Origin of the sequence: Petrimonas sulfuriphila, from assembly GCA_038561985.1 — a bacterium.
Taxonomy (GTDB): Bacteria; Bacteroidota; Bacteroidia; order Bacteroidales; family Dysgonomonadaceae; genus Petrimonas; species Petrimonas sulfuriphila.
The window spans coordinates 2437822-2461631 of sequence record CP073276.1; the positions used below are offsets into that span (position 1 = coordinate 2437822).

Annotated in this window: 16 protein-coding genes, 1 tRNA gene and 3 pseudogenes; 9 read left to right on the plus strand and 11 right to left on the minus strand. The window is 42.0% G+C overall.

Annotated elements, in window-relative coordinates; translation table 11 throughout:
- Window positions 1-4 precede the first annotated feature (4 nt).
- Together KCV26_10195 and hcp are read right to left on the minus strand one after the other, a co-directional pair.
- Complete coding sequence (locus KCV26_10195; GenBank protein WZX35688.1) at window positions 5-328, minus strand: cupin domain-containing protein; 324 nt, start codon at window positions 326-328, stop codon at window positions 5-7.
- A gap of 117 nt (window positions 329-445) precedes the next feature.
- Window positions 446-2107 (minus strand): hydroxylamine reductase, encoded by a 1662-nt coding sequence (gene hcp / locus KCV26_10200; protein WZX38373.1) that lies wholly within the window; start codon window positions 2105-2107, stop codon window positions 446-448.
- Window positions 2108-2359: 252 nt separating this feature from the next.
- On the opposite strand from hcp, the gene KCV26_10205 reads away from it, so the two are divergent.
- The 3 genes from KCV26_10205 to KCV26_10215 all read left to right on the plus strand — a co-directional run bounded on the left by KCV26_10205 (window position 2360) and on the right by KCV26_10215 (window position 5926).
- Window positions 2360-3022, plus strand: coding sequence for a Crp/Fnr family transcriptional regulator (locus tag KCV26_10205; protein ID WZX35689.1), 663 nt, complete (start codon window positions 2360-2362; stop codon window positions 3020-3022).
- 101 nt (window positions 3023-3123) lie between these two features.
- Window positions 3124-4446, plus strand: a complete 1323-nt coding sequence (locus KCV26_10210) for a Gfo/Idh/MocA family oxidoreductase (GenBank protein WZX35690.1) — start codon at window positions 3124-3126, stop codon at window positions 4444-4446.
- A 154-nt stretch (window positions 4447-4600) separates the two neighbouring features.
- Window positions 4601-5926 (plus strand): Gfo/Idh/MocA family oxidoreductase, encoded by a 1326-nt coding sequence (locus tag KCV26_10215; GenBank protein ID WZX35691.1) that lies wholly within the window; start codon window positions 4601-4603, stop codon window positions 5924-5926.
- 81 nt (window positions 5927-6007) lie between these two features.
- Here the strand turns inward: KCV26_10215 and aspS are convergent.
- A pseudogene (aspS, locus tag KCV26_10220) lies at window positions 6008-7745 on the minus strand (aspartate--tRNA ligase).
- 144 nt (window positions 7746-7889) lie between these two features.
- On the opposite strand from aspS, the gene KCV26_10225 reads away from it, so the two are divergent.
- Window positions 7890-7964 (plus strand) — tRNA-Pro (locus KCV26_10225).
- Window positions 7965-8004: 40 nt separating this feature from the next.
- On the opposite strand, the gene KCV26_10230 is transcribed toward KCV26_10225, so the two are convergent.
- From KCV26_10230 to sufB, 5 genes are all read right to left on the minus strand, one after another.
- Window positions 8005-8505, minus strand: coding sequence for a hypothetical protein (locus KCV26_10230; protein WZX35692.1), 501 nt, complete (start codon window positions 8503-8505; stop codon window positions 8005-8007).
- A gap of 49 nt (window positions 8506-8554) precedes the next feature.
- Window positions 8555-9859, minus strand: a complete 1305-nt coding sequence (locus KCV26_10235) for a glycerate kinase (GenBank protein ID WZX35693.1) — start codon at window positions 9857-9859, stop codon at window positions 8555-8557.
- A 9-nt stretch (window positions 9860-9868) separates the two neighbouring features.
- Window positions 9869-11197, minus strand: a complete 1329-nt coding sequence (locus KCV26_10240) for a GntP family permease (GenBank protein ID WZX35694.1) — start codon at window positions 11195-11197, stop codon at window positions 9869-9871.
- A gap of 139 nt (window positions 11198-11336) precedes the next feature.
- A complete protein-coding gene (locus KCV26_10245) occupies window positions 11337-12227 on the minus strand; it encodes a hypothetical protein (GenBank protein ID WZX35695.1) in 891 nt (296 codons plus the stop codon).
- Window positions 12228-12300: 73 nt separating this feature from the next.
- Window positions 12301-13752 carry a Fe-S cluster assembly protein SufB gene (gene sufB / locus KCV26_10250; protein WZX35696.1) on the minus strand — a complete coding sequence of 484 codons (1452 nt, stop codon included), beginning with the start codon at window positions 13750-13752 and terminating at the stop codon, window positions 12301-12303.
- Between the two features lie 179 nt (window positions 13753-13931).
- Between sufB and KCV26_10255 the strand changes: the two genes are divergently transcribed.
- A complete protein-coding gene (locus KCV26_10255) occupies window positions 13932-14501 on the plus strand; it encodes a YceI family protein (GenBank protein ID WZX35697.1) in 570 nt (189 codons plus the stop codon).
- 23 nt (window positions 14502-14524) lie between these two features.
- Here the strand turns inward: KCV26_10255 and KCV26_10260 are convergent, their stop codons facing one another.
- The 3 genes and pseudogenes from KCV26_10260 to KCV26_10270 all read right to left on the minus strand — a co-directional run bounded on the left by KCV26_10260 (window position 14525) and on the right by KCV26_10270 (window position 16820).
- Window positions 14525-15394, minus strand: coding sequence for a DUF3298 domain-containing protein (locus tag KCV26_10260; protein ID WZX35698.1), 870 nt, complete (start codon window positions 15392-15394; stop codon window positions 14525-14527).
- Window positions 15395-15533: 139 nt separating this feature from the next.
- Complete coding sequence (locus KCV26_10265) at window positions 15534-16616, minus strand: DUF4831 family protein (GenBank protein WZX35699.1); 1083 nt, start codon at window positions 16614-16616, stop codon at window positions 15534-15536.
- Window positions 16617-16700: 84 nt separating this feature from the next.
- Window positions 16701-16820, minus strand: a pseudogene (locus KCV26_10270) (phenylalanine--tRNA ligase subunit alpha).
- A gap of 2 nt (window positions 16821-16822) precedes the next feature.
- Here KCV26_10270 and KCV26_10275 point away from each other — a divergent pair.
- The 4 genes and pseudogenes from KCV26_10275 to KCV26_10290 all read left to right on the plus strand — a co-directional run bounded on the left by KCV26_10275 (window position 16823) and on the right by KCV26_10290 (window position 23790).
- Window positions 16823-17428, plus strand: a complete 606-nt coding sequence (locus tag KCV26_10275; GenBank protein ID WZX35700.1) for a hypothetical protein — start codon at window positions 16823-16825, stop codon at window positions 17426-17428.
- A gap of 646 nt (window positions 17429-18074) precedes the next feature.
- On the plus strand, window positions 18075-19457 hold the full coding sequence (locus KCV26_10280) for a DUF4886 domain-containing protein (protein WZX38374.1): 1383 nt from the start codon (window positions 18075-18077) through the stop codon (window positions 19455-19457).
- Between the two features lie 356 nt (window positions 19458-19813).
- A pseudogene (locus KCV26_10285) lies at window positions 19814-20092 on the plus strand (acetylgalactosaminidase).
- A gap of 653 nt (window positions 20093-20745) precedes the next feature.
- The gene (locus KCV26_10290) at window positions 20746-23790 is read left to right on the plus strand and encodes a TonB-dependent receptor (protein ID WZX35701.1); all 3045 of its coding nucleotides are present in this window, start codon (window positions 20746-20748) and stop codon (window positions 23788-23790) included.
- Window positions 23791-23810: the final 20 nt, after the last annotated feature.

The following is a 23810-nucleotide window of genomic DNA, read 5'->3' on the forward strand; positions in this document are numbered from 1 at the left end:
AAATTTATTGCTTAATCATTGTCAACACCATTTTAAACGGCTCAATAGCATAGAGTGCATGAGAGAACCCGGCAGGCATAATGATGCACTCACCTTTTTTCAAATGGTGAGGATTGCCGTCTATGCGGATTTCTGCCTCACCGTCCAGCAGGTATACCATCGCATCATAGGGCGAGGTGTGTTCCGTCAGTCCCTGGTCTTTATCGAAAGAAAACAACGTGACGTTTCCCGATTGCTTTTTTATAACTTGTTTGCTGATAACGCCTCCGGAGGAATATTCAATTGAATCTTCCATCGTAAAAATTTTTGCAGGTTCAAAAGTTGCCATAATTGGTTTTAATTGATGATTGATGCGGTAAAGATATTATTTAGATTGAAACTAAACTGTAACTCAGGTTACAGTTTAGAATTTTTTCGATATCTTTCACTTTTTGAGTAAATCGGATCATTTGCTCTCCACCGTTTCGAGGAGAAGTTTCATGTCTTCGTCCACGCTTGTAATTCCTGAGATACCGAAGTTGTTTACCAGCACATTCACCACGTTGGGTGAAAGGAATGCAGGAAGGGTCGGTCCCAGGTGAATGTTTTTCACTCCCAAATAGAGCAGGGCGAGCAAAACGATTACCGCTTTCTGTTCGTACCAGGCAATGTTATAAGCGATGGGGAGATCATTCAAATCGGTTAATCCCAAGGCTTCTTTCAATGCAAGTGCTATTTTTACGAGCGAGTAACTGTCGTTACACTGTCCCGCGTCAAGTACACGGGGAATACCATTGATTTCACCCAGCGGTAACTTGTTGTAGCGGTATTTGGCGCAACCGGCGGTTAAGATGACTGTATCTCCGGGTAATTTTTGAGCGAACTCGGTATAATAGTTTCTTCCGTTCATTCTTCCGTCGCATCCTCCCATCACAAAGAATTTACGGATGGCGCCGGACTCCACTGCTTCAATTACTTTATCGGCAAGTGTAATGACCTGATTATGTGCAAATCCCCCTACAATCTCACCCGTCTCAATTTCTTTGGGAGCTGCACACTTTTTGGCATGTTCAATCATTGCAGAAAAGTCTTTTGGTTGTCCCTCCTTTCGGTCCCCGATATGCTTGAATCCTTCGAATCCCGATGCCCCTGTTGTATAGACCCTGTCGATGTAAGTGGATGATTTTCGGGGAGGGACAATGCAGTTGGTCGTAAACAGGATAATTCCGTTAAAATTCTCAAAATCTTCGGTTTGATGCCACCATGAACTCCCGTAATTGCCCACGAAGTGGCTGTATTTCTTAAATGCCGGATAGTAGTTTGCCGGAAGCATTTCACTGTGCGTGTAAACATCTACCCCTGTCCCTTCGGTTTGTTTCAGCAGATCTTCCATATCCTTTAAGTCGTGTCCGCTGATGAGAATCCCCGGATTGTTACGTACGCCAAGGTTTACTTTTGTGATTTCCGGATTTCCGTAACTCGATGTGTTTGCTCTATCCAGCAATGCCATTACCTGTACACCGTATTTCCCGGTTTCGAGAACCAGTGCGGTCAACTCGTCAACCGAAAGGGAGTCGTCGGTTGTGGCGACCAGCGCGCGCTGCATAAAAGCGAAAATTTCGTTTTCCTCGTAACCTAAATTGAAAGCGTGTTCGGCATATGCAGCCATTCCTTTCAGTCCGTAAACGGTGAGTTCGCGAAGGGAGCGTACATCTTCATCTTTTGTGGTAAGCACACCCACCTCGAACGCTTTTTCTGTTATTTCGACTTCGGTCTCTCCCACCCAGAGAGCACCGTCAAAGGTAATCCCTTCAATGTCCGTACCCGTATTTGCCAGGCGTTCCCTAGCTGCATTCCGCATTTCGAAAGCCATAAGCAGGCGTGTGGTAAACCGGCTTTTGTCGAAATTGGCATTTGTAATGGTCATAAACAAACTGTCGGTAATGAATTTGTTGATCTGCGGAATTTCAATTCCATATTTTCTCAACGGAACGGTATAATGTGAAATCCCTTTGCATAAGAACAACAACAAATCCTGAAGATTAGCCACCTCCGTAGTTTTTCCACATACTCCCTTAACGGTGCAGCCTTCGTTTTTTGCTGCTTCCTGACACTGAAAACAAAACATTTTATCCATACTACTTTTTTATTTTTATTGTTACTGTTTAGTGACACAAAGGTAGTCCGGAGAATTATGAACTTTTGTAACCCAGGTTACACGAGGTTTTTTTAGGTAATTTTAAATGATTTGTTGAATTTTCACGATGTAGGTACAACCCTTTGGAGGAATAACATGCGAGACGTAACTGATTCGGTAAATAAACATGTTTCTTTGATTATTTGTGTAGATTTAGTTATTTTTGCTTTTCAAAAAAAATACATGTACAACCCTATTCTTGCTGATTGTCCGCTGTTTTCCGGAATCGACGATAAAACCCTAGAGGATTTTATATCCGGCACAGTATCTGAAATCCTGACTTTTCAGAAGGGCGAACATGTGGTTAGGCAGGGAGACACCATCACTTTTCTCTATTTATTGACGGAAGGGATTGTGCGTACCGAAATGATTACAGCGGAGGGTAATTTGGTGGAAATTGAATTCATTGAGGCCGTTCGTCCATTAGCACCTGCATTTATTTTTTCCGACCAGCACAGGTTTCCTGTGGATGCCATTGCAATGGAAAAGACGGTTGTTTACGTGATCCCAAAATCTGTTTTCCTCAAAGAAATGATGTTGAATGAAACGCTGCTGAGAAACTTTTTGAGGCTGAATTCCAACATGACGGTTTTTTTGTCGGGGAAGATTAAAATGCTTTCCATCAAGAGCCTACGTGCGAAGTTGTCCTTGTATATCCTTGAGAACACCTCTCCCGATCAGGACAGTTTTATTTTAAAAAGGACTCAGACGCAATTAGCCGAATATTTTGGTGTTCAGCGTCCGTCTCTTGCACGGACCATCGGCGAGATGATCAACGATGGAGTTATTTCTTTATACAAAAAGGAATTAAAGGTGTTAAACCGGAAAAAGCTGGAGCATTATTAAAACATTTTTTCCGCATTAAATGGACCTACATTTGAATTTATCCGTTATATTTGTAAAGTTGAAAGAAAAAAGTTATACTTAAAAAAAATTATCTAAAAGTCATGAGTAATCAATTAACAAGACGAAAATTTTTGAAAACGGCAGCTATCGGTGCCGTTGGCGTGGCTGTATTCCCACAGTTTGTAACATCTTGTCAGAACAAGAAGGACGGTGGAGTTTCCGATGGGCCTATTCGTTTGGGATTTATTGGATTAGGGCAGCAAGCCATGTACTTGCTGAACGGATTTATGGGAATGTCGGATGTGGAAGTTGTGGCCGGATGCGACGTATACGGTATCAAGCGGGAACGATTTCTGAAACGCGTAAACGATCACAATGCCACGCAACAGAAATCTGTAGCCGTAGAGGTGTATGAGAACTATAAGGACTTGATCGCACGCGAGGATATCGATGCGGTTGTGATTGCTACGCCCGATCACTGGCACGCGTTTATTGCCATAGCAGCATGTAATGCCAAGAAAAACGTTTATCTCGAAAAACCGTTAACATTTACCATCAAGGAAGGCCAGAAATTGGTGAAAGCAGTAAGAAACAACGGAGTAATTCTTGCTGTTGGCAGCCAACAACGTTCAGACCCCAATTTCCAGCACGCCGTAAAAATGGTACAAGAAGGAAAAATTGGAAAAATAGAAAAAGTAAATGCTTACGTAGGCGCTCCCCCAACACCGTATGATCTTCCCGAAGAGTCCGTTCCGGCCGACTTGAACTGGCCACTGTGGTTGGGCCCCTCTGAATTTATACATTATAACTCGCAATTAAACCCGCCCATTTCACTTGATCCCGAGCAAAAAGAACAGTTCTGGGGAGCATGGCGCTGGTACAAAGAGCTAGGGGGTGGATTCACTACCGACTGGGGTGCCCATATGTTTGATATTGCACAATGGGGATTAGGCATGGACAATAGTGGTCCGGTGGAAATTATTCCCGCAGGATATCAAGATACAAAATTTCTCACGTACAAATATGCTGATGGCGCTGTAATGACTGAAGAACCTTTCGACGAAAAACAAACAAAAGGTGTGAAGTTTTGGGGTGATAAAGGTTGGATTGAAGTATCGAGGGGGCACTACTTAGCTTCGGATGACAGTTTGTTACCTCCTAAAGTTGAAGAAACAGAAGGTGCATATGAAACGAAAGTCCCGCATTTGGAAAACTTCATCAATGCTGTAAAAACGAAAACCGATCCGGTTGTGCCGGTTGAAATCGGACATCGCAGTTGTACAGTATGTACGCTCGGAAACATCGCTTACGACATGAAGCGCCCGATAAAATGGGATCCTGCCACAGAAAAATTTGTAGATGATCCGGAAGCGGATAAAAACAGGTTGTTTAATAAAACCTATACTGAAGGTTATATCCTTTAAAAGAAGCAATTTATGGCGTGAGGGTGTTCTTTAAGGAATACCCTCATCATTTTTCCTGCTGATCCATGTTTACATACCATTTTGAATAAAATCCAGACAAGTCGAAAGACTGGTGTCGGGTGTTAAATTAACTTATATTTATTTATCTAAAGTCATGAGTAATCAATTAACAAGGAGAAAATTTATTAAATCAGCAGCCGTTGGAGTGGTTGGTGTAACGGTGCTTCCCCAGTTTTTGGCTTCCTGCAACTCAAACAAAAAATCGGGAAATGAGAAGATTGACGATGGTATCACTCGTTTAGGGTTCATCGGTTTAGGTCAGCAGGGTATAGGCCTGTTGGGTGCATTTCTGACTATTTCAGGAGTGGAGGTTGTAGCAGGAAGTGATGTATACGGGATTAAGCGGGAACGTTTTCTAAAACGGTTGAACGATCATTATGGATCGCAGCAAAAAACTGTTTCAGTGGATGTTTATGAAAATTACAAAGATCTTCTGGCTCGCGATGATATTGATGCCGTTGTGATTGCCACACCCGATCATTGGCACGCTTTTATTGCCATTGATGCTTGTAAAGCAAAGAAACACATTTATCTGGAAAAACCGTTAACATTTACGATAAAAGAGGGTCAGGAACTGGTCAAGGCCGTACGCGAAAATAATGTAATTCTTGGTGTAGGCAGCCAGCAACGTTCGGATCCGAATTTTCAACATGCTGTGAAAATGGTTCAGGAAGGGAAGATCGGGAAAGTTGAGAAAGTGAATGCTTATGTAGGCCCTGGACCACATCCGTATGATCTGCCGGAAGAACCTGTACCTGCCGATTTGAATTGGAAAATGTGGCTAGGCCCGTTGGAGTATTTTCATTACAATTCCCGGTTGAATCCACCCATCTCGCTTGATCCGGAGCAGAATGAAAGTTATTGGGCTGAATGGCGTTACAACAAGGGATTAGGCGGAGGATACACTACCGACTGGGGAGCGCACAACTTCGATATCGCTCAATGGGGTATCGGGATGGATAAGAGCGGTCCAGTTGAAATTATTCCCGCCGGCTACGCGGGCACGGAATTTCTTACGTTCAAATACGATAATGGAGTAGTTGTGACCAACGAGCCGTTTGACGAGGAAAAAACATTGGGAATTAAGTTCTGGGGAGATAAAGGCTGGATTGAAGTTTCGAGACAATTCTATCATGCTTCCGATGAAAGTCTGATGCCTCCTAAGGCAGAAACTCAGGGAGGAAGATATGAAACGAGAGTTCCACATAATCAGAACTTTATCGATGCCGTAAAGTCAAATATTGATCCCATTGTCCCGGTAGAGATTGGGCACAGCACGTGTACTACGTGCAATCTAGGCAATATTGCCATTGAACTGAAACGTCCGGTTAAATGGGATCCGCAAACTCAAACATTTGTAGATGACCCCGAAGCGACAAAATACCTCACGAAAACATACAGTGAAGGGTTTTCGATCTGATATTAAAAAAGCTGCCAAAATTTTTTTGGCAGCTTTTTTTAATATTATTGTTCGCCAAAACTTATTTTTTCTTTTTTCTACGATAATCAAGCCCAGTTCATCCAGCTGCTCTTGTTCAATGCGCGAAGGAGCATCAATCATGACGTCGCGTCCGGAATTGTTTTTCGGGAAAGCGATGCAGTCGCGAATACTATCGAGCCCGGCAAAGAGTGAAACCAGCCTGTCCAAGCCGAAGGCTATCCCTCCGTGCGGAGGTGCCCCGTACTTGAAAGCGTTCATCAGAAATCCAAATTGTTCCTGGGCGCGTTCTTCGGTAAAACCAAGAACCGAAAACATTTTCTTTTGCAGCGCGCTGTCATGGATACGGATAGATCCGCCACCAACTTCCACGCCATTGATTACTAAATCGTAAGCGTTGGCGCGAACAGCTCCCGGATCTGAATCAAGCAGTGCGATATCTTCCGGTTTGGGGGAGGTAAAGGGATGATGCTTGGCGAAAAACCGGTTCAACTCTTCGTCTTTTTCCAGCAAAGGAAAATCTACTACCCAAAGGCATTTGTAATTGTTTTTGTCTCGTAATCCTAGGCGCGCACCCATTTCGAGACGAAGTTCAGAGAGTTGTTTTTGTGTTTTCTCGGTTTCTCCACTTAACACAAGAAGCAGGTCTCCGGGTTTGGCGTTGCAACGTTCCGCCCACAATTTCAAATCGCTTTCGGAGAAGAATTTATCTACCGATGATTTTAAGGTTGCATCTTCGTTGTAACGAACATAGATTAACCCTTTGGCTCCGATCTGCGGTCGCTTCACAAAATCCGTCAACTCGTCGAGTTGTTTGCGGGTGTATGCAGCGCATCCCTGAGCACAAATGGCACCGACGTATTCCGATGAGTCGAAGACACCAAAACCCCGGCCGGTTGTCAAATCCTTTATTTCCACAAACTTCATGTCGAAACGGATATCGGGCTTGTCCGATCCGTATTGCCGCATGGCATCGGCGTAGCTCATCCGCGGAAAATCGGGAAGCTCAATTCCTTTCTGCGTTTTAAAAAGATGTTTCGTCAGTCCCTCAAACATATTCAGCACGTCTTCCTGCTCAACGAACGACATTTCACAATCGATTTGTGTAAATTCCGGTTGGCGGTCGGCGCGCAGGTCCTCATCCCGAAAGCATTTCACGATCTGGAAATAACGATCGAATCCCGAAACCATCAGTAGCTGCTTAAAGAGCTGCGGCGATTGTGGCAGCGCGTAAAACTCTCCCTGGTTCATACGCGATGGTACAATGAAATCGCGTGCACCTTCCGGAGTAGAACCGATAAGCACGGGAGTTTCTACTTCCAGAAAGTCTCTTTTATCGAGATACTTCCGTGCCTCGAACGCCATTTTGTGACGGAGTTCAAGGTTTTTTTCTAACTATGCTGCGTCGTAAATCGAGGTAGCGGTATTTCATGCGTAAATCATCACCCCCATCAGTTTCTGTTTCGATGGTGAAAGGAGGCGTTTGTGCTGCGTTTAAAACAGTCACAGCCGTTGCTACTATTTCAATATCTCCGGTAGGTATGTTTTGATTCTTGCTTGATCTTTCTGCTACTTTTCCCGTCACCTGAATTACATATTCACGTGCCAGTTTATTTGCCTGTTCGCAAAGTTCGCGGTCTATCTCCTGGTTAAACGATAATTGAGTGACTCCGTATCGGTCGCGTAAGTCAATAAAAGTCATACCTCCCATTTTACGAATTTTGTGCACCCAGCCCGAAAGGGTGACCTCCTTATTTATGTCGGCGATTCGTAATTCGCCACAAGTCCTGTTTCTATACATATATTTTGCTCGTTTGCCATGTTTGAATTGCAAATTTACACATTTCTAACGTTGAAACCGCTTATCGATTAAAAAAAGCTGAAAAGTTTTGATATTATCGGGATAAAATCGTACTTTTGCACCCACGTTTTGAAAAGAACGACTCGGGGTGTAGCACAGTCCGGTTAGTGTACCTGCTTTGGGAGCAGGGGGTCGCGAGTTCGAATCCCGCCACCCCGACAGAGAGAGCCACTTGCATTTTTTGCGAGTGGTTTTGCTTTTATTCCCTATAAATATCAATTCTGTTTGTAGCATCCAGCAACGGTAAAGGTATGTTTATAAGGTCAATGGTGTAATGCATTAGTTTGTTCTCAAGGGTGTTATTGCTGACAAGACGGACTTCACGCGGAGCTTTTGCAATAGACCCCAACAAATTATCTTCCGCATCGTAGAAATCCAGGATAGTGCGCTTTTCTCCTTTCAAAAGCCCACCGGGTTGCGGCAGGTCTATTTCTCCGTTCTTTACCGTAAATTCCAAATGGAATGATTCATATCCGTAACCGTATCCGTATGCGCCATCGTTATGTCCACCCCAGTCGTAAAATCTTTCGGCTCTTTTTGCGATAATTTGATTTGTAACTTCAAGTTCCATACCATGCGACGTAATAATGAGATTGGTTTGGACTGCGCCAAGTTTTTCGGAAAGATTTTGTGCGTGAAGAAAGCTCACCGATAATAATTGTAATGCGATGATGGTGGAAATTGTGGCAAGATTTTTCATTGTTGATTCGATTTTATTTTATGGGCTTGTCGTACAAATTTAAACAAAATTATTGAACAATTGCCACAATTATATCCATCACGTTTGTACCTGTATTTCCGGTGATGATATGCCCTCCAACTTGTTGAAAAAAACGATAGGAGTCGCAATTGGAGAGGTAATGATTCGGGTCGATACCCTTCTCTACAGCCTTGGTCGCGGTTTCGTAATCCACAACTGCCCCTGCTGCGTCTGTAGGCCCGTCTGTACCGTCGGTGCCCGCACAAAGAATAGTGATGTTTTTTTTACAACAGATTTTTGTTGCTAAATACAAGGCCAGGTGTTGGTTACGCCCACCTAGTCCCTTCCCCGAAACTTTTACTGTGGGCTCTCCGCCGAATAGCAGGCAAACGGGTTTGTTACCGGTGGGCTTCTGATTATCGATTGTTTTCAGAATAAAATTGGCGGTTTCGGTGACATCCTCCTGTATACTGTCGGTTACTGTATGCGTTTCAAAGCCCAGTTCCATCGCCTTTTTTGCGGAGCTTTCGAGAGCGATACCATTACTACCGATAATGTAGTTGTGCACATTTTGAAAAACCGGATTGTCCGGTTTGGGAGTATCTGCAATTGAACCGTCTGCACCTTCGAGTAAATAATGCAACACAGACGAGGGAAGCCGGTTTTGTAGCGAATACTTATCAATAATAGTCAGTGCATCCGCAAAACTACTTGAATCACCCACAGTTGGCCCAGACGCAATCACGTCCAGCCTATCACCGACCACATCCGATAATATCAGGCACACCGTTGTTGCCGGAAAGAGTATCCGGGCGAGTTGACCTCCTTTAATTTTTGATAAATGCTTACGTACCGTATTAATTTCGGTAATATTCGCGCCGCATTTGGTCAGCAATTCATTGGTGCGTTTTAAATCATCGAGAGTTACACCTTCCGGGAAATCGGCCATTAAAGCCGATGCTCCTCCGGATATCAGGCAGATAACCAGGTCATCTTCGGTTGCTTTTCGGGCGATATTAACTATTTTTTGAGTACCTTTTACCCCCTCCGCATCGGGTATAGGATGACCAGCTTCGGTAAGTGTCAGGTAGTTCAGGTTCATTCCGTGTCCATACTTGGTGACAACGTGACCGTTTGTTATTTTGTCGCCTAAAACTTTTTCCACCCCCCTAGACATTGAGGCGGCTGCTTTACCGGCAGCTAAAACATAAATGTGCCTGAAACGGGATAACGGGAATCTCTTTTCTGCGACTTGCAATAGATCTCCAGAGAGTTTCACCTGTGATTGCATCAGCTTCTCAGGCAAGACACCGTTCACTCCGGCAAAAAATATCAGTTCGGCAATTTTTTTCATCTTTTCCGGTTACAACATGAAGAGCGAAGTCAGCCACACGCAAAGAAACGTTACAATTCCCATCACAACGGTGGCTGATGAGTATACCTTCAGCGCTGTATTTGAGCCGATTCCCGAGAACCGGGAAACCACCCAGAAGTAAGAATCATTGGCATGTGATACCATCATCGAACCTGCACCCATCGAGATCATTGCCAAAAGTTTTCCTGGTTCAGAGTCAAGTCCCAAAGCGGGTAGCATTGGTACAACGAAAGATGCAGCCGTGATAATTGCCACGGTAGAAGAACCTTGCGCCGTTTTTAAAATTGATGCTATGAGAAACGGAACGGCAAGTCCCAATCCCGTTTGCAGCAAAAACTCGCCCGCATAAGCGCCCACCCCGGTTTCCTTGATCACCAGCCCGAACATTCCTCCTGCACCGGTAACGATCAGTATCGGTCCAGCTTTTTCAATAGCAGATTCTAGGACTATATTGATATTTTTTATTGCCCTGTTTTTTAGTAGAAACAACGATAGCAATACCCCAATCATCAGTGAAACGATAGGTTGTCCGAGAAAAGCCAATCCTTTTAGTATAAAGTTGACATTGGAAATATCCAGTACGGTTAGCAACGAGCCGGTTGCTATAAGCAAAAGCGGTGTAACGATAGGTAACAAGGAAAGGTGAACCGGAGGAAGTTGTTCATTGCTCCGGATTTCATGATGAGAATTTTCGGTTTCTGTGTAAATGTCGTTTCGGGTTTGCCATTTAATCCACAAAAAGGCGGCCAAAGCTGCAGGAATAGCAAACAGTGCTCCCAAGACGATCAGCATACCCAGGTTGGCACCCAGAATCCCGGAGGCGGCCAAAGCACCGGGATGGGTGGGAGTGAGGCAATGAACTGAATAGAGCGAAGTCGCCAGTACAAATGCAATAAAAGGCAGCGCGACTTTGGCTTTGGAACTGAATGACTTTGCCAGTCCGCTCATAATGATATATCCAGAATCACAAAAAATGGGCAATCCTACAATGAACCCCGTGATTCCCATTGCCGAGGCAGCGTTCCGGTGTCCTGTCTTCGATAAAATATAATTGGCGATGCTGGCTGCACCACCGGTTTTTTCCAATACCACAGCAATGATTGCTCCAAAAATGATAAGAAATCCGATGGATGATACGGTGTTGCCGAAGCCCTGTTTAAGAATTTCCACGATGTCTTTACCTGGTAGTGCGATAACCGCAAGCAGTAAAGACACCATGAACAACGATGCAAATGCGTTGAGCTTTGTGACGGATGTAAGGATTACAATCAGTACGATGCTCAGCAGTACAAGAACGGAAATGGTAAGGATGCTCATGTGTATTTTTAGGTTTTTTACTGGCTTTCCGGTAAGAATTTTTCAGATTTTTTTGTTTAAACAGCTAATAACAGAGGTAAAATAAATATATTTTATGTGTTTATTTTAACGATCTTGTTTTATTGCGACCGTGAAATAGTTATCGGCGGGAATCAGAACTCCTTCCTGAAGTTGTTTTCTCTCTGTTTCGTGTTGACGTTCCTTCACTCCTTGTTGAAGAACTACGCCCACTTGTGTTCCCGCGCATTTGTGGCTGAACTTTCACCGGTTGTCCGATTTCTCCGCCATAATAATTGGTTTCTGCAGAACGGCTTGTGCTAGTACGCTGGGTAGTATTTGGTGTGGTCTGTCGAGCAGAAGTTCGCGCAGTGCGTGGTCGGGTTGTAGTCATTCTCCCTTCTTCAGTATTTGCAATCTGCCTGAGCTCTTCAGGCGATACGGCAGTACGTTGTGCTACCCGGCGGGTAACTTCTTGCTGCACACGCCGGTCGTCGGTTGAGTATTTGAATTTACGTCCTTCGCGAATGTTCCTGTCACCCCACTCGCGTGCGCGGTTTCGTTCTGCTTCTCGCCAATATACTGCCCTGCGTCCGTTTTCGTTGTATCCCCTTACGTACGGGATATTGCTGAAGTCGTAATAATCAATGTAATAATAGCGTGGATAGTGCGAATTGTAATAGTGATGATGCATCCAGGGGGTGTACACACTGCGGTTGACGATTACAATAAATGCATTATTCAGGTTGAATGCAGCGTAAATGGGCGGAAGCGTTGGTACGAAAAGCCAACGTCCGTTATTGAGATATACGAAATTGCGTGTGCCCAGATCGTAGTACGTTTCAATGTCGGGAAAATAGTAATAGCGCGTTCCAAAGTAATAATCGGGCGCCCATGCCGGATTGTAGTCGTAATAATTGTCGTAGTAATTGTTCTCCGCTGCCCCGTAATAGGAAGTTCCACAGCTTGTGAAACATAGAACCGTGATAAGTGCTATGAGAACGGTTGTTAATTTTGTAATAGCATTTTGCATTTCAGTGTCGGCTTTAAATAGTTATACAGCTAATTAACTTGTCTTCAATCCACAACCCATACATACCCGGAGATTAACCTACACTGCCTTCCAAACTGATCTGCAGCAGCTTTTGCGCTTCCACGGCAAACTCCATAGGAAGTTTATTTACTACTTCTTTCACATATCCGTTCACGATTAATCCTATGGCTTCTTCTTCTCCTAAACCGCGCTGATTGCAGTAAAAAATCTGATCTTCACTGATTTTTGAAGTAGTGGCTTCGTGTTCCAAAATCGCTGAGGGGTTTTGGATGTCGGTATAAGGAAAAGTGTGGGCTCCGCAATGATCGGTAAGTAACAAACTATCGCATTGTGAGTGGTTTCTTGCGTTGATCGCTTTTTTAGAAACCTTCACCAATCCCCGGTAGCTGTTTTGACTGCTTCCCGCTGAAATTCCTTTGGAGACGATGCGGCTGCGGGTATTTTTGCCCAGGTGGATCATTTTTGTTCCTGTGTCGGCCTGTTGGAAGTTGTTGGTAACGGCAACTGAATAAAACTCCCCTACGGAGTTGTCTCCTGCCATGATACACGAGGGATATTTCCAGGTAATTGCTGAACCAGTTTCAACCTGTGTCCAGGAAATCTTTGAATTATTACCTTTGCAGATACCGCGTTTCGTAACGAAGTTATAAACTCCGCCCTTACCGTTTTTATCACCCGGATACCAGTTTTGTACCGTCGAATATTTTACTTCGGCATTCTCAAGGGCAATGATCTCCACCACTGCCGCGTGCAGCTGATTTTCGTCACGCATAGGGGCCGTGCATCCTTCCAGATAACTTACGTATGAATTGTCGTCAGCAACAATAAGCGTACGTTCAAACTGGCCTGTGTTTTGCGCATTTATACGGAAATAGGTAGATAATTCCATCGGGCAACGAACTCCTTTCGGGACATACACGAAAGAGCCGTCGCTGAAAACGGCAGAGTTTAATGCTGCATAGAAGTTGTCCTTGTAAGGAACCACGGTAGCCAGGTATTTTTTCACCAGGTCGGGGTGGTTTTTCACGGCTTCACTGAAGGAGCTGAATATAATTCCTTTTTCAGCAAGGACCTCCTTGAAAGTCGTTTTTATGGAGACACTATCCATAACGGCATCTACGGCCACGCCGGTCAGCTGTTTTTGTTCGTTGAGCGGAATACCTAATCGTTCAAATGTTTTCAACAACTCCGGATCTACTTCCTCCAACGATTTTGGAGTCTTTTTTTGAGTCGGATCTGCGTAGTAAATAATTTCCTGAAAATCTATTTCCGGGATATTTAACTGCGCCCAGTCGGGCAGTTTCATTGTCAGCCAATGACGATATGCTTTTAACCGGAATTCCAGTAACCATTCCGGCTCATTTTTTTTCGAAGAAATTAACCGGACAACGTCTTCATTCAGCCCTTTTTCAATTGTATATGTTTCAACGTCCGTGACGAATCCGTATTTGTAATCTTGTGTTGTTAAGTCGGTTAATATCTGATCTTGATCTAATTCCTGCATGATAAATATTGATTATCGATCGCTGTGATCGGTTCTTAATAAAGAAGAGAGCCCAATTCCCCCTCCATGGATAAACAAACTTTGTATGGATTTGTTTACGCAAAATTACATCAATTTCTGAACAAAACCTGTGGTAGGTGGGTTAAAAGGTGGAATTAAATTAAAAAAGGAATAAAACGATGAAAAAAACAGGTTTAACATTTTTAGTATTGTTTTTTATGTTCGGCTTAATGGCCCAAACGAGATATTTGGTGGATAAAGCACATTCTTCCGTCAATTTTAAAGTGAAACATAACGGAATATCTTTTGTCAACGGCAGTTTTAATTCTTTCGAAGGATTTATAGAAGGGGATTTAAACAGCCTGGAGAATGCCAATATTGAGTTTACGGTTGATGCGGAAAGTATTGATACCCGGATTGAGCCGCGTGATAAGCATTTGCGTAGTGCGGATTTTTTCGATGTGGAAAAGTATCCAAAAATGAGTTTTAAAAGTACAGACATCGAGAAAACCGGCGACAAGAAATACAAATTAAACGGTTTGCTTACCGTCAAAGATGTAACAAAACCCGTTACGTTTGAGGTTAAATACGGTGGAAAAATTGTGGGCAGAGACGGTAAGGATATTATCGGCTTTACGGCTAAAAACAGTATCAACCGGTTGGATTATAACGTAGCTTACGATCCTGATTCCAAGGCGATTGCAAAAGATGTAGATCTTGTTCTTTATATGGAGTTTGTCGCCAATTAACTGAATCTTTCAAAAAACTCGGGTCAGCGATGACCTGAGTTTAAAAAGAATTTTTGTGTAACGTTTTCCGGTTTGAGGACAGCCGACAAATCCCCGTAGGGAATATCCACATTAATCACACCCATTGAGTAGGGTGCAATCTCGTACTGATTAAATGAGTAGTGAATCCCTTCATTGTCCAGCCAAAAATTGTTGTTCGGAAAAACTTCGTCGAGATTGAAAAATCCTAAGCTGATTAAGGAATCGGGAACGCTGACGTTGTAGTGATCCATCAGTCTGTTAATTATGATTTCTGTGAGCGGCTTTTTATAATTGGGGATAAAGATGTCTTCTTCCGACACAGTCACTAGTTTACCCAAATCAATGTTCGCATAAGTTATTCTGTACGAGCCGTGCGCACCGCCGGTATAATCACTATATTCTATAGCGTAACTCAGCAGAGAATCGTTCTGAAACATCACCTTGTTGGTGTTGTACATATAATACCAGTACCACATAGGCATCTCACCCTTTGGAAGCCGGCTTATTTCGGAATAATAGGTGTTTGACAGTGACTTATATTCTTCTTTGTAATCGGAAACATATGCATTTACAGCTTCTTGCGGAGAAAGGGTGTCAAGATGGAGGCTGTTGAAAAATGTACCGATAAAAATTTGTTGTAAACGGGCAAGATCTTCCTTGTTGCCAAACTCCACGGGATAGGTAAAGCTTATTTTAATATCGGCAAAAGGCAATGTTGTGTCATTCGTTTCGAGTAGAGGTATCTGTTCTTTAACCACAATACTGTCAAAAACTATTTTTGTGGAGTTTTGTGCGGTCTTTTTGCAGGAAAATAGAGTACACGAAAGTATGAATGATAGAATAACAACCGGAATAAAAATATTTTTTCTCATGTCTAAATTGTTTATTGAGACTGTCGGTAAATGTAGTCTCTGGTTTTCCACCTTTTGTTCTCATGCATTGGCCTTAAAATGATTTATTTGCCTGGAAATGTCTTGTGATGCCGGTAGGGCGAAGGGTGGTGTCTGAATATTACTGAATAATTTGTTTTATAGCACCCAGATCGGGATAGAAAACCACCTTAATGGGTTGTTTCATATTGTCGAACATTTTCTTGGCTAGTACATCCTTTGTCCCAAACTGAACGATATCCGTTTCCATATTTTTTAACGTTTTATTCCTGAATTCCAGTGTGAGTTGCGCTTTTCCTGGAATATTATACACTATTCCTTCGGAGAGTTTTTTTGCGAGGCGTTCTTTCTCCTTGTCGGAAAGTACGGTCTCTACTTTCTGTGTTTTGCTTCTCAGTGTCAGGTAAATGGGAATACCGGCAAGATTATCTGCATCCACAGGGCCCAGTTTTTCGGAAAACCGGCCGATTATCCTTTTATCAATATCTTTTTCTGTGGGGATGACCACAATTTCTTTGGTGAAATATTCGGTTTGTGTACTTCCCGAAAACATTTCAGTTAATGCTTTTTCCTGATTGTTTATTTGCTCCATCACTACTTTATATGCTTCACCGTCAGGTGGCATATTATCGGCTTCGCCGATCAGGATATCGTTGCGGCTTCGCCGTAGCTCAAAGATCTGTTTTGAGATCAATTCTGCCTGCTTGGCTGTTGAGCCCGCCATCAGCGTTTCTTCCGACAAAAACCTTCTCGGGTTCAGCGGAGCGGGAGATGGCTCAGGAACGTCGAAAGAGGATGTTTTTTCTAATTCAGGGTCTGTATTTATGGTAGAAATCAGTCCGTCCTGCGTGAGATGAACGTAGGGCGCGATTGAGTTAGGCTTGAAGATTACCATAAACGAATTATCTTTGTCGGCGATTCCGCGGTTCATTATCATCACATCTTCCAGTGTAAATTCGGTTCCACTTTCGGTGATAGGGTCAATACTCAAGTATCGTTGTGCAAACTGATAAAACTCGCCGCGATTGTAAACCGTTTTTTTTACTTTTAGCGTTACCACCAGAGACGTTTTTGGCAATGAATAGATTACACCGTAGTCGCTGGCTTTGATGGCATTCATTCTCACGGTTTGCTGAGCCTGCATGCTAACTGCAGTGAGTGAGACAATTAAAGCGGACAATACAAGACGTTTTATTTTAATCATATCATTTGTTGTTTTATGATATTCAATTGTTTAGTTGAATAGTTCCCCGATAGTACGAATAGTGGCCGTATTGAATTTTAAAGTCTAATGTGCTGCCTGAAATTGCTTCAAAAAGCGCAGATCGTTTTCCGAAAACATCCGCAGGTCTTTTACCTGGTATTTCAGGTTTGTAATACGCTCAATACCCATTCCAAGAGCGTATCCTTATGTGGAAAGAGAAAATTAATCCTAATACAGTACATGATAATGGTTTAATCAGTTGTGTTGATCTAGCTCCTACGCTTTTAGGCCTTGTTGATATTCCGTTACCTCAGAATATTTACGGGAACAGCTTTCATGAGATTGTTTTTGATCATACTAAAAGGGGAAGAGATTACATCTTCGCTGAACGAAACTGGCACGACACAGATGAATACATACGCTGTATTCGCACAGAGAAATATAAACTTATTTATAACGCCTACTTTGAAGTTCCGCATGGAACAGCATCTGATTTGAGTTCAAGCGCAAGTTGGTATGAATTGAGAAAGCAGCAAAATAATGGTCTCTTGACAAAAGATCAAATGCAAGTATTTACTGCTCCCCGTCCGATGGTAGAACTGTATGATTTGCAGAATGATTCTCTTGAATTGAACAATGTTGCCGATGTACAAGAACATATACAGGAGGGTAGGAAATTAGCCAAGTTGCTCGTCCAATGGCAAAAGGAAACTCTTGATCATCCATCCTGGAAAAGAAAACGGGCCGATAAAAATGATCGTATAACCGGATTTTTATTGTTTGATCAAATTCCTGAACTGAGAGAAGAATAATGCAATTAAATGATGTTTGTTAAGGTGAAATCTGCTAGGTTGTTTGATTGAAGTGAGTTGATTTTTGATAGCCTGTGGGCTTTTATCGTAACACAGGTGAAAGTATATAAACAGATTATAATCCATAATGATGATGAACAAATTCACCCTGTTTTTTCTTGTGTTTGGTGTCTCAATTTTATCTGTTCATGCGAAACAGATAAAACTCCTTGCGATAGGAAACAGCTTCTCAGACGATGCAATTGAATATTATCTCTCCGGATTAGCTGAAGCAAATGGAGATACCATTATACTCGGAAACATGTACATTGGCGGGTGCTCTTTAGAAAAGCATTACAACAATTCTGTAAATAATTCCCCCGACTACTCATATCGAAAAATTGTTAACGGGGTTAAGACTACGACACCCGGTTACACGCTGATCGATGCTTTTGGAGATGAAGAGTGGGACTACATCTCCTTTCAACAAGTAAGTTCCCTTTCCGGACAATATGAGTCCTATTTCCCATACCTTGAAGAACTGATTAGTTTTGCAGAAAAATACTCCTCCAATCCGGATATGGAGCCCATTTTACACGCTACCTGGGCATATGCACAAACTTCTACACATGCGGGTTTTCAGAATTACAGTAACAATCAGGGTTCGATGTACAATGCCATTATTGATGCCTCTGGCCGTGCAGCACAAAAAACGGGAATCAAGATTATTATCCCGGCCGGTACGGCTATACAAAACGGTAGAACAAGTAGTCTGGGAGACACTTTTTGCAGAGATGGCTATCATCTGGAACTGAACTACGGAAGGTATACGGCTTCTTGTGCATGGTACGAGAAACTATTTAAAAAAACGGTTGTAGGAAACAGTTATGTGCCCTGTACGGTTACTCCCTTTCAGGCAAAGATAGCTCAGCTTTCCGCCCATTATGCTGTAGCCAATCCCGATAAAGTAACGCCTGTTGAGGTGAGTGAATATTCCTGGCGTACTATTGCTCCCTATTTCTATCCACCCAAAGAGTACGAGTATAGTTTCCACGGATATCGCTCTCCCCTGCAGTTTTACGACGGTACTCTTGTAAAGGACAGAACAGATTGGAGAAAGAGGCGTGAAGAGATCCGTTCCCGCTGGATGGAGATGTTGGGAGAATGGCCACCTATATTGGATCAACAGGAATTTAAAATTATCGACAAAGAGAAAAGAGAAGATTTTACACAATACAGAGTCCGGTTTTATTGGACACCCAATGAACAAACGGAAGGATATTTACTGATTCCTGATAAGAAAGGTCAAAAGCCTGCCGTGATATCTGTTTTCTATGAACCGGAAACAGCAGTGGGAATAGGAGGAAAACCTTATAGGGATTTTGCGTATCAATTGGTAAAAAAAGGATTTGTTACTCTCTCCCTAGGTACTTCTGAAACAACGAAAAACAAAACATATTCCATCTATTATCCAAATAGAGAGTCTGCAATCATACAACCTTTATCAGCATTGGCCTACGCTGCAGCAAATGCGCTGGAAGCACTAACAAAAGTAGAGGATGTAGATGCGGAACGGATAGGAATTGTCGGGCACTCATACGGAGGGAAGTGGGCTATGTTTGCCTCCTGTCTGTACGATAAGTTTGCTTGTGCAGCGTGGGTTGATCCCGGCATCGTTTTGGATGAGACCAAGGGTTCCGGGGTAAATTACTGGGAACCGTGGTACTTGGGTTATTATCAACCGCCTTGGAAACAAACATGGAGCAAGACAGGTGAAAATGGCCGGGGGGTGTATCCAAAGCTTAAAAAAGAAGAATACGACCTTCATGAACTACATGCCCTTATGGCTCCACGTCCTTTTCTTGTGTCTGGAGGATCGTCCGACCAGGTTGAACGTTGGATTCCTCTGAATCATACCGTTGCTGTTAATAAATTGTTGGGCTATACACACCGGGTTGCTATGACCAACCGCCCTGAACATAGCCCAAATGCGGAATCAAATAAAGTGTTGTATGCTTTTTTTGAATGGTTTCTCACACCAAACGAATAATCATTTATTACTTTTTCAGCTATTTTTCCGTTTTTTAAGGAATAGTCTGCGGATTAATCTGATCTATCTTTTTCATTCCTTTCTTCCTTTGTAATTTCTGACATTGACTATTTGGGTGCAATTAAAAAGGGGATAAATGCTTAATATCGGCTTCTCCTCTTTTTCTGCTTTATTGTCCATAAGGGGAGCAATGTTTTTTAACTTTCAAATTTTGTTTAGAAATGACAGAACATCTTGCTTCCCAGGTTGATGCAATGAAATTAAAAGAAAGGAAAATATAAAGAATAGATAATAAAGGAAATAAATATAGTAGGCTATAGCTATAAATATACTATAGTAATAGAACGTTTAATGACCTGATGAGACAGTATGAGCACCCCTTCATAAAAGAGATAGGAGAGAAAGCTAAAAAAGTGGGCGGACACGGAGGAATGGACTACATGATGGATTATCGTTTGATTTATTGCTTAAGAAATGGCTTGCCTCTTGATATGGACGTATATGATGCCGCAGAATGGTCATGTCTCGTAGAACTTACAAAAACATCCACTACCAATGGAGGGCAGCCGGTGAAAATTCCCGATTTCACCAGGGGAGATTGGAATGAGTTACAAGGATTGGAATTCTTTCAGTAAAAATAGTGTAAATCGGAAAAAAAGTGGACTTTCTGTTGGTGTTGTGGGAATTCAACAAAAACGAAACAACAGACATTACTACATGGTTACCAAAAAATATCAGGTTGGAATTTACACCTCTTTTGGGTGATGGCAAAAAAGTAGACAAACGGTAAAAGACAACGGCGGACTTTCTGTTAAATTACCCAAAGAAAATAGCTTTGTCTTATATAAGTATAACATAATTAATTGATTATTATATAATCAATCGATGTGGTTGTAGACTTTTTTTGAATAAATATCAGTTTGTAAATAAAAACGTTTTTTGAAGATTTCTTTTCGCAAAAACAGGAGATTTTATCTTTTAAAATATATTCCTTTATATTTAATAATGTATTGAATTTAAATCTGTCAAGCTATATGCATCAGAAACAGGCCCTTTTGTTTCACAGTTAGTTAATGATTCATATGCACATGATAAGGGTCTGCCGTTTCATGATTTTTGTGGGATAGAAACTCGAGGCACCACCATTGATTTTTTTGCCACAATAACACGGGTTTTCAGGATATACATATCAAACATATGTAAATGAAAATGTTGTAAAATTCTTAAATTTAAAAGCCTATCGCAGGCAGGCTGATGGAGCTTGCGAAAGTAGAAAAAATGAAATAATATGGAATCTTTCAAATGTAAAAGTTTATTCTTCGCTTTTATGTGGATATTATCTTTTGGATTGTACTCACAAGTAAGCGTAAAAGGTAATGTTGTGGATGAATCGAATGAGCCTGTTATAGGCGCATCTATTCAGGTTAAAGGAACAGGAGAGGGCACGGTAACGGACTATGACGGAAATTTTTCGCTGACTGTACCTTCAAACGAAAGTACGTTGATTATCTCTTATGTAGGGATGAAAACTCAGGAAGTTTCACCCGCTCCAAACTTACGGGTAATTCTTCAAACAGATACAGAATTGTTGGATGAATTGGTGGTTGTGGGATACGGTACAATGCGAAAAAAAGACTTAACAGGTGCAGTTTCCAGAGTTACAGTTGATGATAAAAGTCTTCAGGCAAACGTGAATCTCTCACAGGTTTTGTCAGGAGTAGCAGGTATTAATATTCAACAAAGGGGAGGTGCTACAGGTGAATCTTCTATATCAATACGTGGTCAGAACACCTTGTCAACCTCTTCTTCTCCATTGATTGTGGTCGATGGTATTATTTACGATGGTTCCATATCCAATTTTAATATAAACGACATTGAAACCATTGATGTCTTGAAAGATGCCAGTGCCGCAGCTGTTTATGGATCCAGGTCGAAAAACGGAGTCATCCTGATTACTACAAAGAAAGGAAAAAATGAAAAACCGCAGGTTTCAGTAGATGCTTATTATGGTTTTCAAGATATGACTAATACCCCTATGCGGGTAATGAACGGAGAGGAATTTGCTATTCGAATGGTGGATTGGCAATGGCAAAGCGATGTTTACAAATGGTATGCTACAAAGCCCACTTCTGCTGCAGGCCGTCCCGCGCGCCCGGATATTACCAATCGTCAATTGGTTGCGACCTATTTGAAAACCCCGGAAGAGCAAAACAATTATTTAAATGGAGAACCTATTGACTGGGTTAAAGAAGTGACTCAAATTGCTCCGATGCAGAATTTCAATATCGGTTTAAACGGAGGATCAGAAAATTCAAAATATTATTTATCGGCATCCTATTCGGATATTGAAGGTATACAATTAAACGACAATTTTAAAAGATTTACATTGCGGAGCAATTTAGAAAGTAAAGTTAATAATTGGCTTACAATCAGTACAAACCTTACCTATACATTAACCGATCAATCCGGAGAGCAGGCCAATATACATTATGCTAGGGTAGCAACTCCCTGGGCAGATAATCATATTGGAAAAGATGACTACGATATATACCTGACCAATGAGTTGTTTCAGCCTTATCCATTGGTTTTTACTTACGCGGATAATTCGAATCTGAATCATACATTTTTCGGAATAGGCCGTGCAGTTGTTGATTTTCCGTTCTTAAAAGGATTGAAATTTGAATTTGATATTTCAGACAGGTATAATACTGCTGGAAACTATACCTATTGGAATTCCAGAACACCCGGAGGAATGGCATACGGGGGACGTGCTACGAAAGTTCATACAGAATCCAATAAATGGTTAATGAATAATATTCTTAGCTATACAGAGACTTTTGGCAACCACTCCATATACGGTACGTTATTGTACAGTCTTGATAAGCTTTCAGGGAATGCTTCTACCTTGCGTGCAGACGGTTTTGATAACGAAACCCTGGGATACAATAACATGGGCCTGGGTCTTACACCGTATGTAGCTAGCTCTGCCTATGAAGAGTCTAATATTGCCTATATGGCCAGGATTAATTATACTTATTTACAACGCTATCTATTTACAGGAACAGTTCGTCGGGATGGTTTTTCCGGATTTGGAAAAGATCACAAGTGGGCTACGTTTCCGTCGCTTTCATTTGGCTGGGTGCTTACAGAAGAGCCTTTTATGAATAATCCTGCATTCTACCTGAAAACGAGGTTTTCATACGGTGTCAACGGTAATCAGGGTAGTGGCCGGTACGCCAGTCTAGCTACAATGAGCAATCTGGGATATGTATACGGTGGGGACTATGCTGTTGGTTTATATCCAAATAAACTTGGGAATTCGGAGTTGGCTTGGGAAAGGACGACTTCCAATAACGTTGGAGTAGATTTTAGTTTCCTAAACGACCGTCTTTCAGGATCGATAGATGCCTATTTATCCAATACAGACGATGTGTTGGTGAGAAGGCAGTTGCCGGCTACATCGGGTTATGCCAATGTATGGGATAATGTTGCAGAACTTCAAACAAAAGGTATCGATTTGGAAATAAGGTCATTAAATGTTAACCGTAAGGACTTCACTTGGAACACTAAATTCACTTTTGGGCTTGATAGGGATAAAATAACCAAACTTTACGGGGGAGAGAGTGATGCGGATGTAGCTAACGGATGGTTTGTAGGTAAGCCCATTCAGGCAATTTACGATTACCAAATTGAAAAAGTATGGACGGAAGAAGAGTTTTTTGCTGGTGAAGTATATCCTGGATGGTATCCAGGACAGTTTAAGTTAGCTGATTTAGATGGTAGTAATTCGATTGATGCCGTGAATGATCGAAGCATCATCGGTTATAAATCTCCGTCGTATCGTTTCGGTATTGAAAATGTACTGCGGTATAAAGATTTCACTTTTTCCTTCTTTATCAACTCTATACAAGGGGGCAAAAATAGATTCATGGCCAATAACAGTGATAATGTCAACCCGTTGATCTATTACCCTGAAAGACAAAATGTCTCAGCAGTTAATCCGTATTGGAGTCCTGAAGCTCCTACTACAAATACAACGGGTATCTACAATAATCCGCCGATTTGGAGTGGAATTTATCAGAACAGGAGTTTTATACGACTTCAGGATGTTTCTCTTGCATACAGCTTTCCAAAGCAATTATTAGATAGAATAAACATTAATTCCTGTCAAATTTATTTGTCTAGCAAAAATCCTTATGTATGGACAAAATGGCAAGGCTGGGATCCTGAGATCGGGACTACGGGAAGTGATAGCAAAACTGGTTACAGCTCTACGTCTACTTTCCCAACGCTGACCCGGAATGTTATTTTGGGTTTAAGATTTAGCTTTTAATCATTAAAATTTTGACAATT

Bases quoted from the DNA above. Each gene is read 5' to 3' on its own strand.
- KCV26_10195 (WZX35688.1), bottom strand. From the start codon at position 328: ATGGCAACTTTTGAACCTGCAAAAATTTTTACGATGGAAGATTCAATT.
- hcp (WZX38373.1), bottom strand. From the start codon at position 2,107: ATGTTTTGTTTTCAGTGTCAGGAAGCAGCAAAAAACGAAGGCTGCACC.
- KCV26_10205 (WZX35689.1), top strand. From the start codon at position 2,360: ATGTACAACCCTATTCTTGCTGATTGTCCGCTGTTTTCCGGAATCGAC.
- KCV26_10210 (WZX35690.1), top strand. From the start codon at position 3,124: ATGAGTAATCAATTAACAAGACGAAAATTTTTGAAAACGGCAGCTATC.
- KCV26_10215 (WZX35691.1), top strand. From the start codon at position 4,601: ATGAGTAATCAATTAACAAGGAGAAAATTTATTAAATCAGCAGCCGTT.
- KCV26_10230 (WZX35692.1), bottom strand. From the start codon at position 8,505: ATGAAAAATCTTGCCACAATTTCCACCATCATCGCATTACAATTATTA.
- KCV26_10235 (WZX35693.1), bottom strand. From the start codon at position 9,859: ATGAAAAAAATTGCCGAACTGATATTTTTTGCCGGAGTGAACGGTGTC.
- KCV26_10240 (WZX35694.1), bottom strand. From the start codon at position 11,197: ATGAGCATCCTTACCATTTCCGTTCTTGTACTGCTGAGCATCGTACTG.
- KCV26_10245 (WZX35695.1), bottom strand. From the start codon at position 12,227: ATGCAAAATGCTATTACAAAATTAACAACCGTTCTCATAGCACTTATC.
- sufB (WZX35696.1), bottom strand. From the start codon at position 13,752: ATGCAGGAATTAGATCAAGATCAGATATTAACCGACTTAACAACACAA.
- KCV26_10255 (WZX35697.1), top strand. From the start codon at position 13,932: ATGAAAAAAACAGGTTTAACATTTTTAGTATTGTTTTTTATGTTCGGC.
- KCV26_10260 (WZX35698.1), bottom strand. From the start codon at position 15,394: ATGAGAAAAAATATTTTTATTCCGGTTGTTATTCTATCATTCATACTT.
- KCV26_10265 (WZX35699.1), bottom strand. From the start codon at position 16,616: ATGATTAAAATAAAACGTCTTGTATTGTCCGCTTTAATTGTCTCACTC.
- KCV26_10275 (WZX35700.1), top strand. From the start codon at position 16,823: ATGTGGAAAGAGAAAATTAATCCTAATACAGTACATGATAATGGTTTA.
- KCV26_10280 (WZX38374.1), top strand. From the start codon at position 18,075: ATGTACAATGCCATTATTGATGCCTCTGGCCGTGCAGCACAAAAAACG.
- KCV26_10290 (WZX35701.1), top strand. From the start codon at position 20,746: ATGGAATCTTTCAAATGTAAAAGTTTATTCTTCGCTTTTATGTGGATA.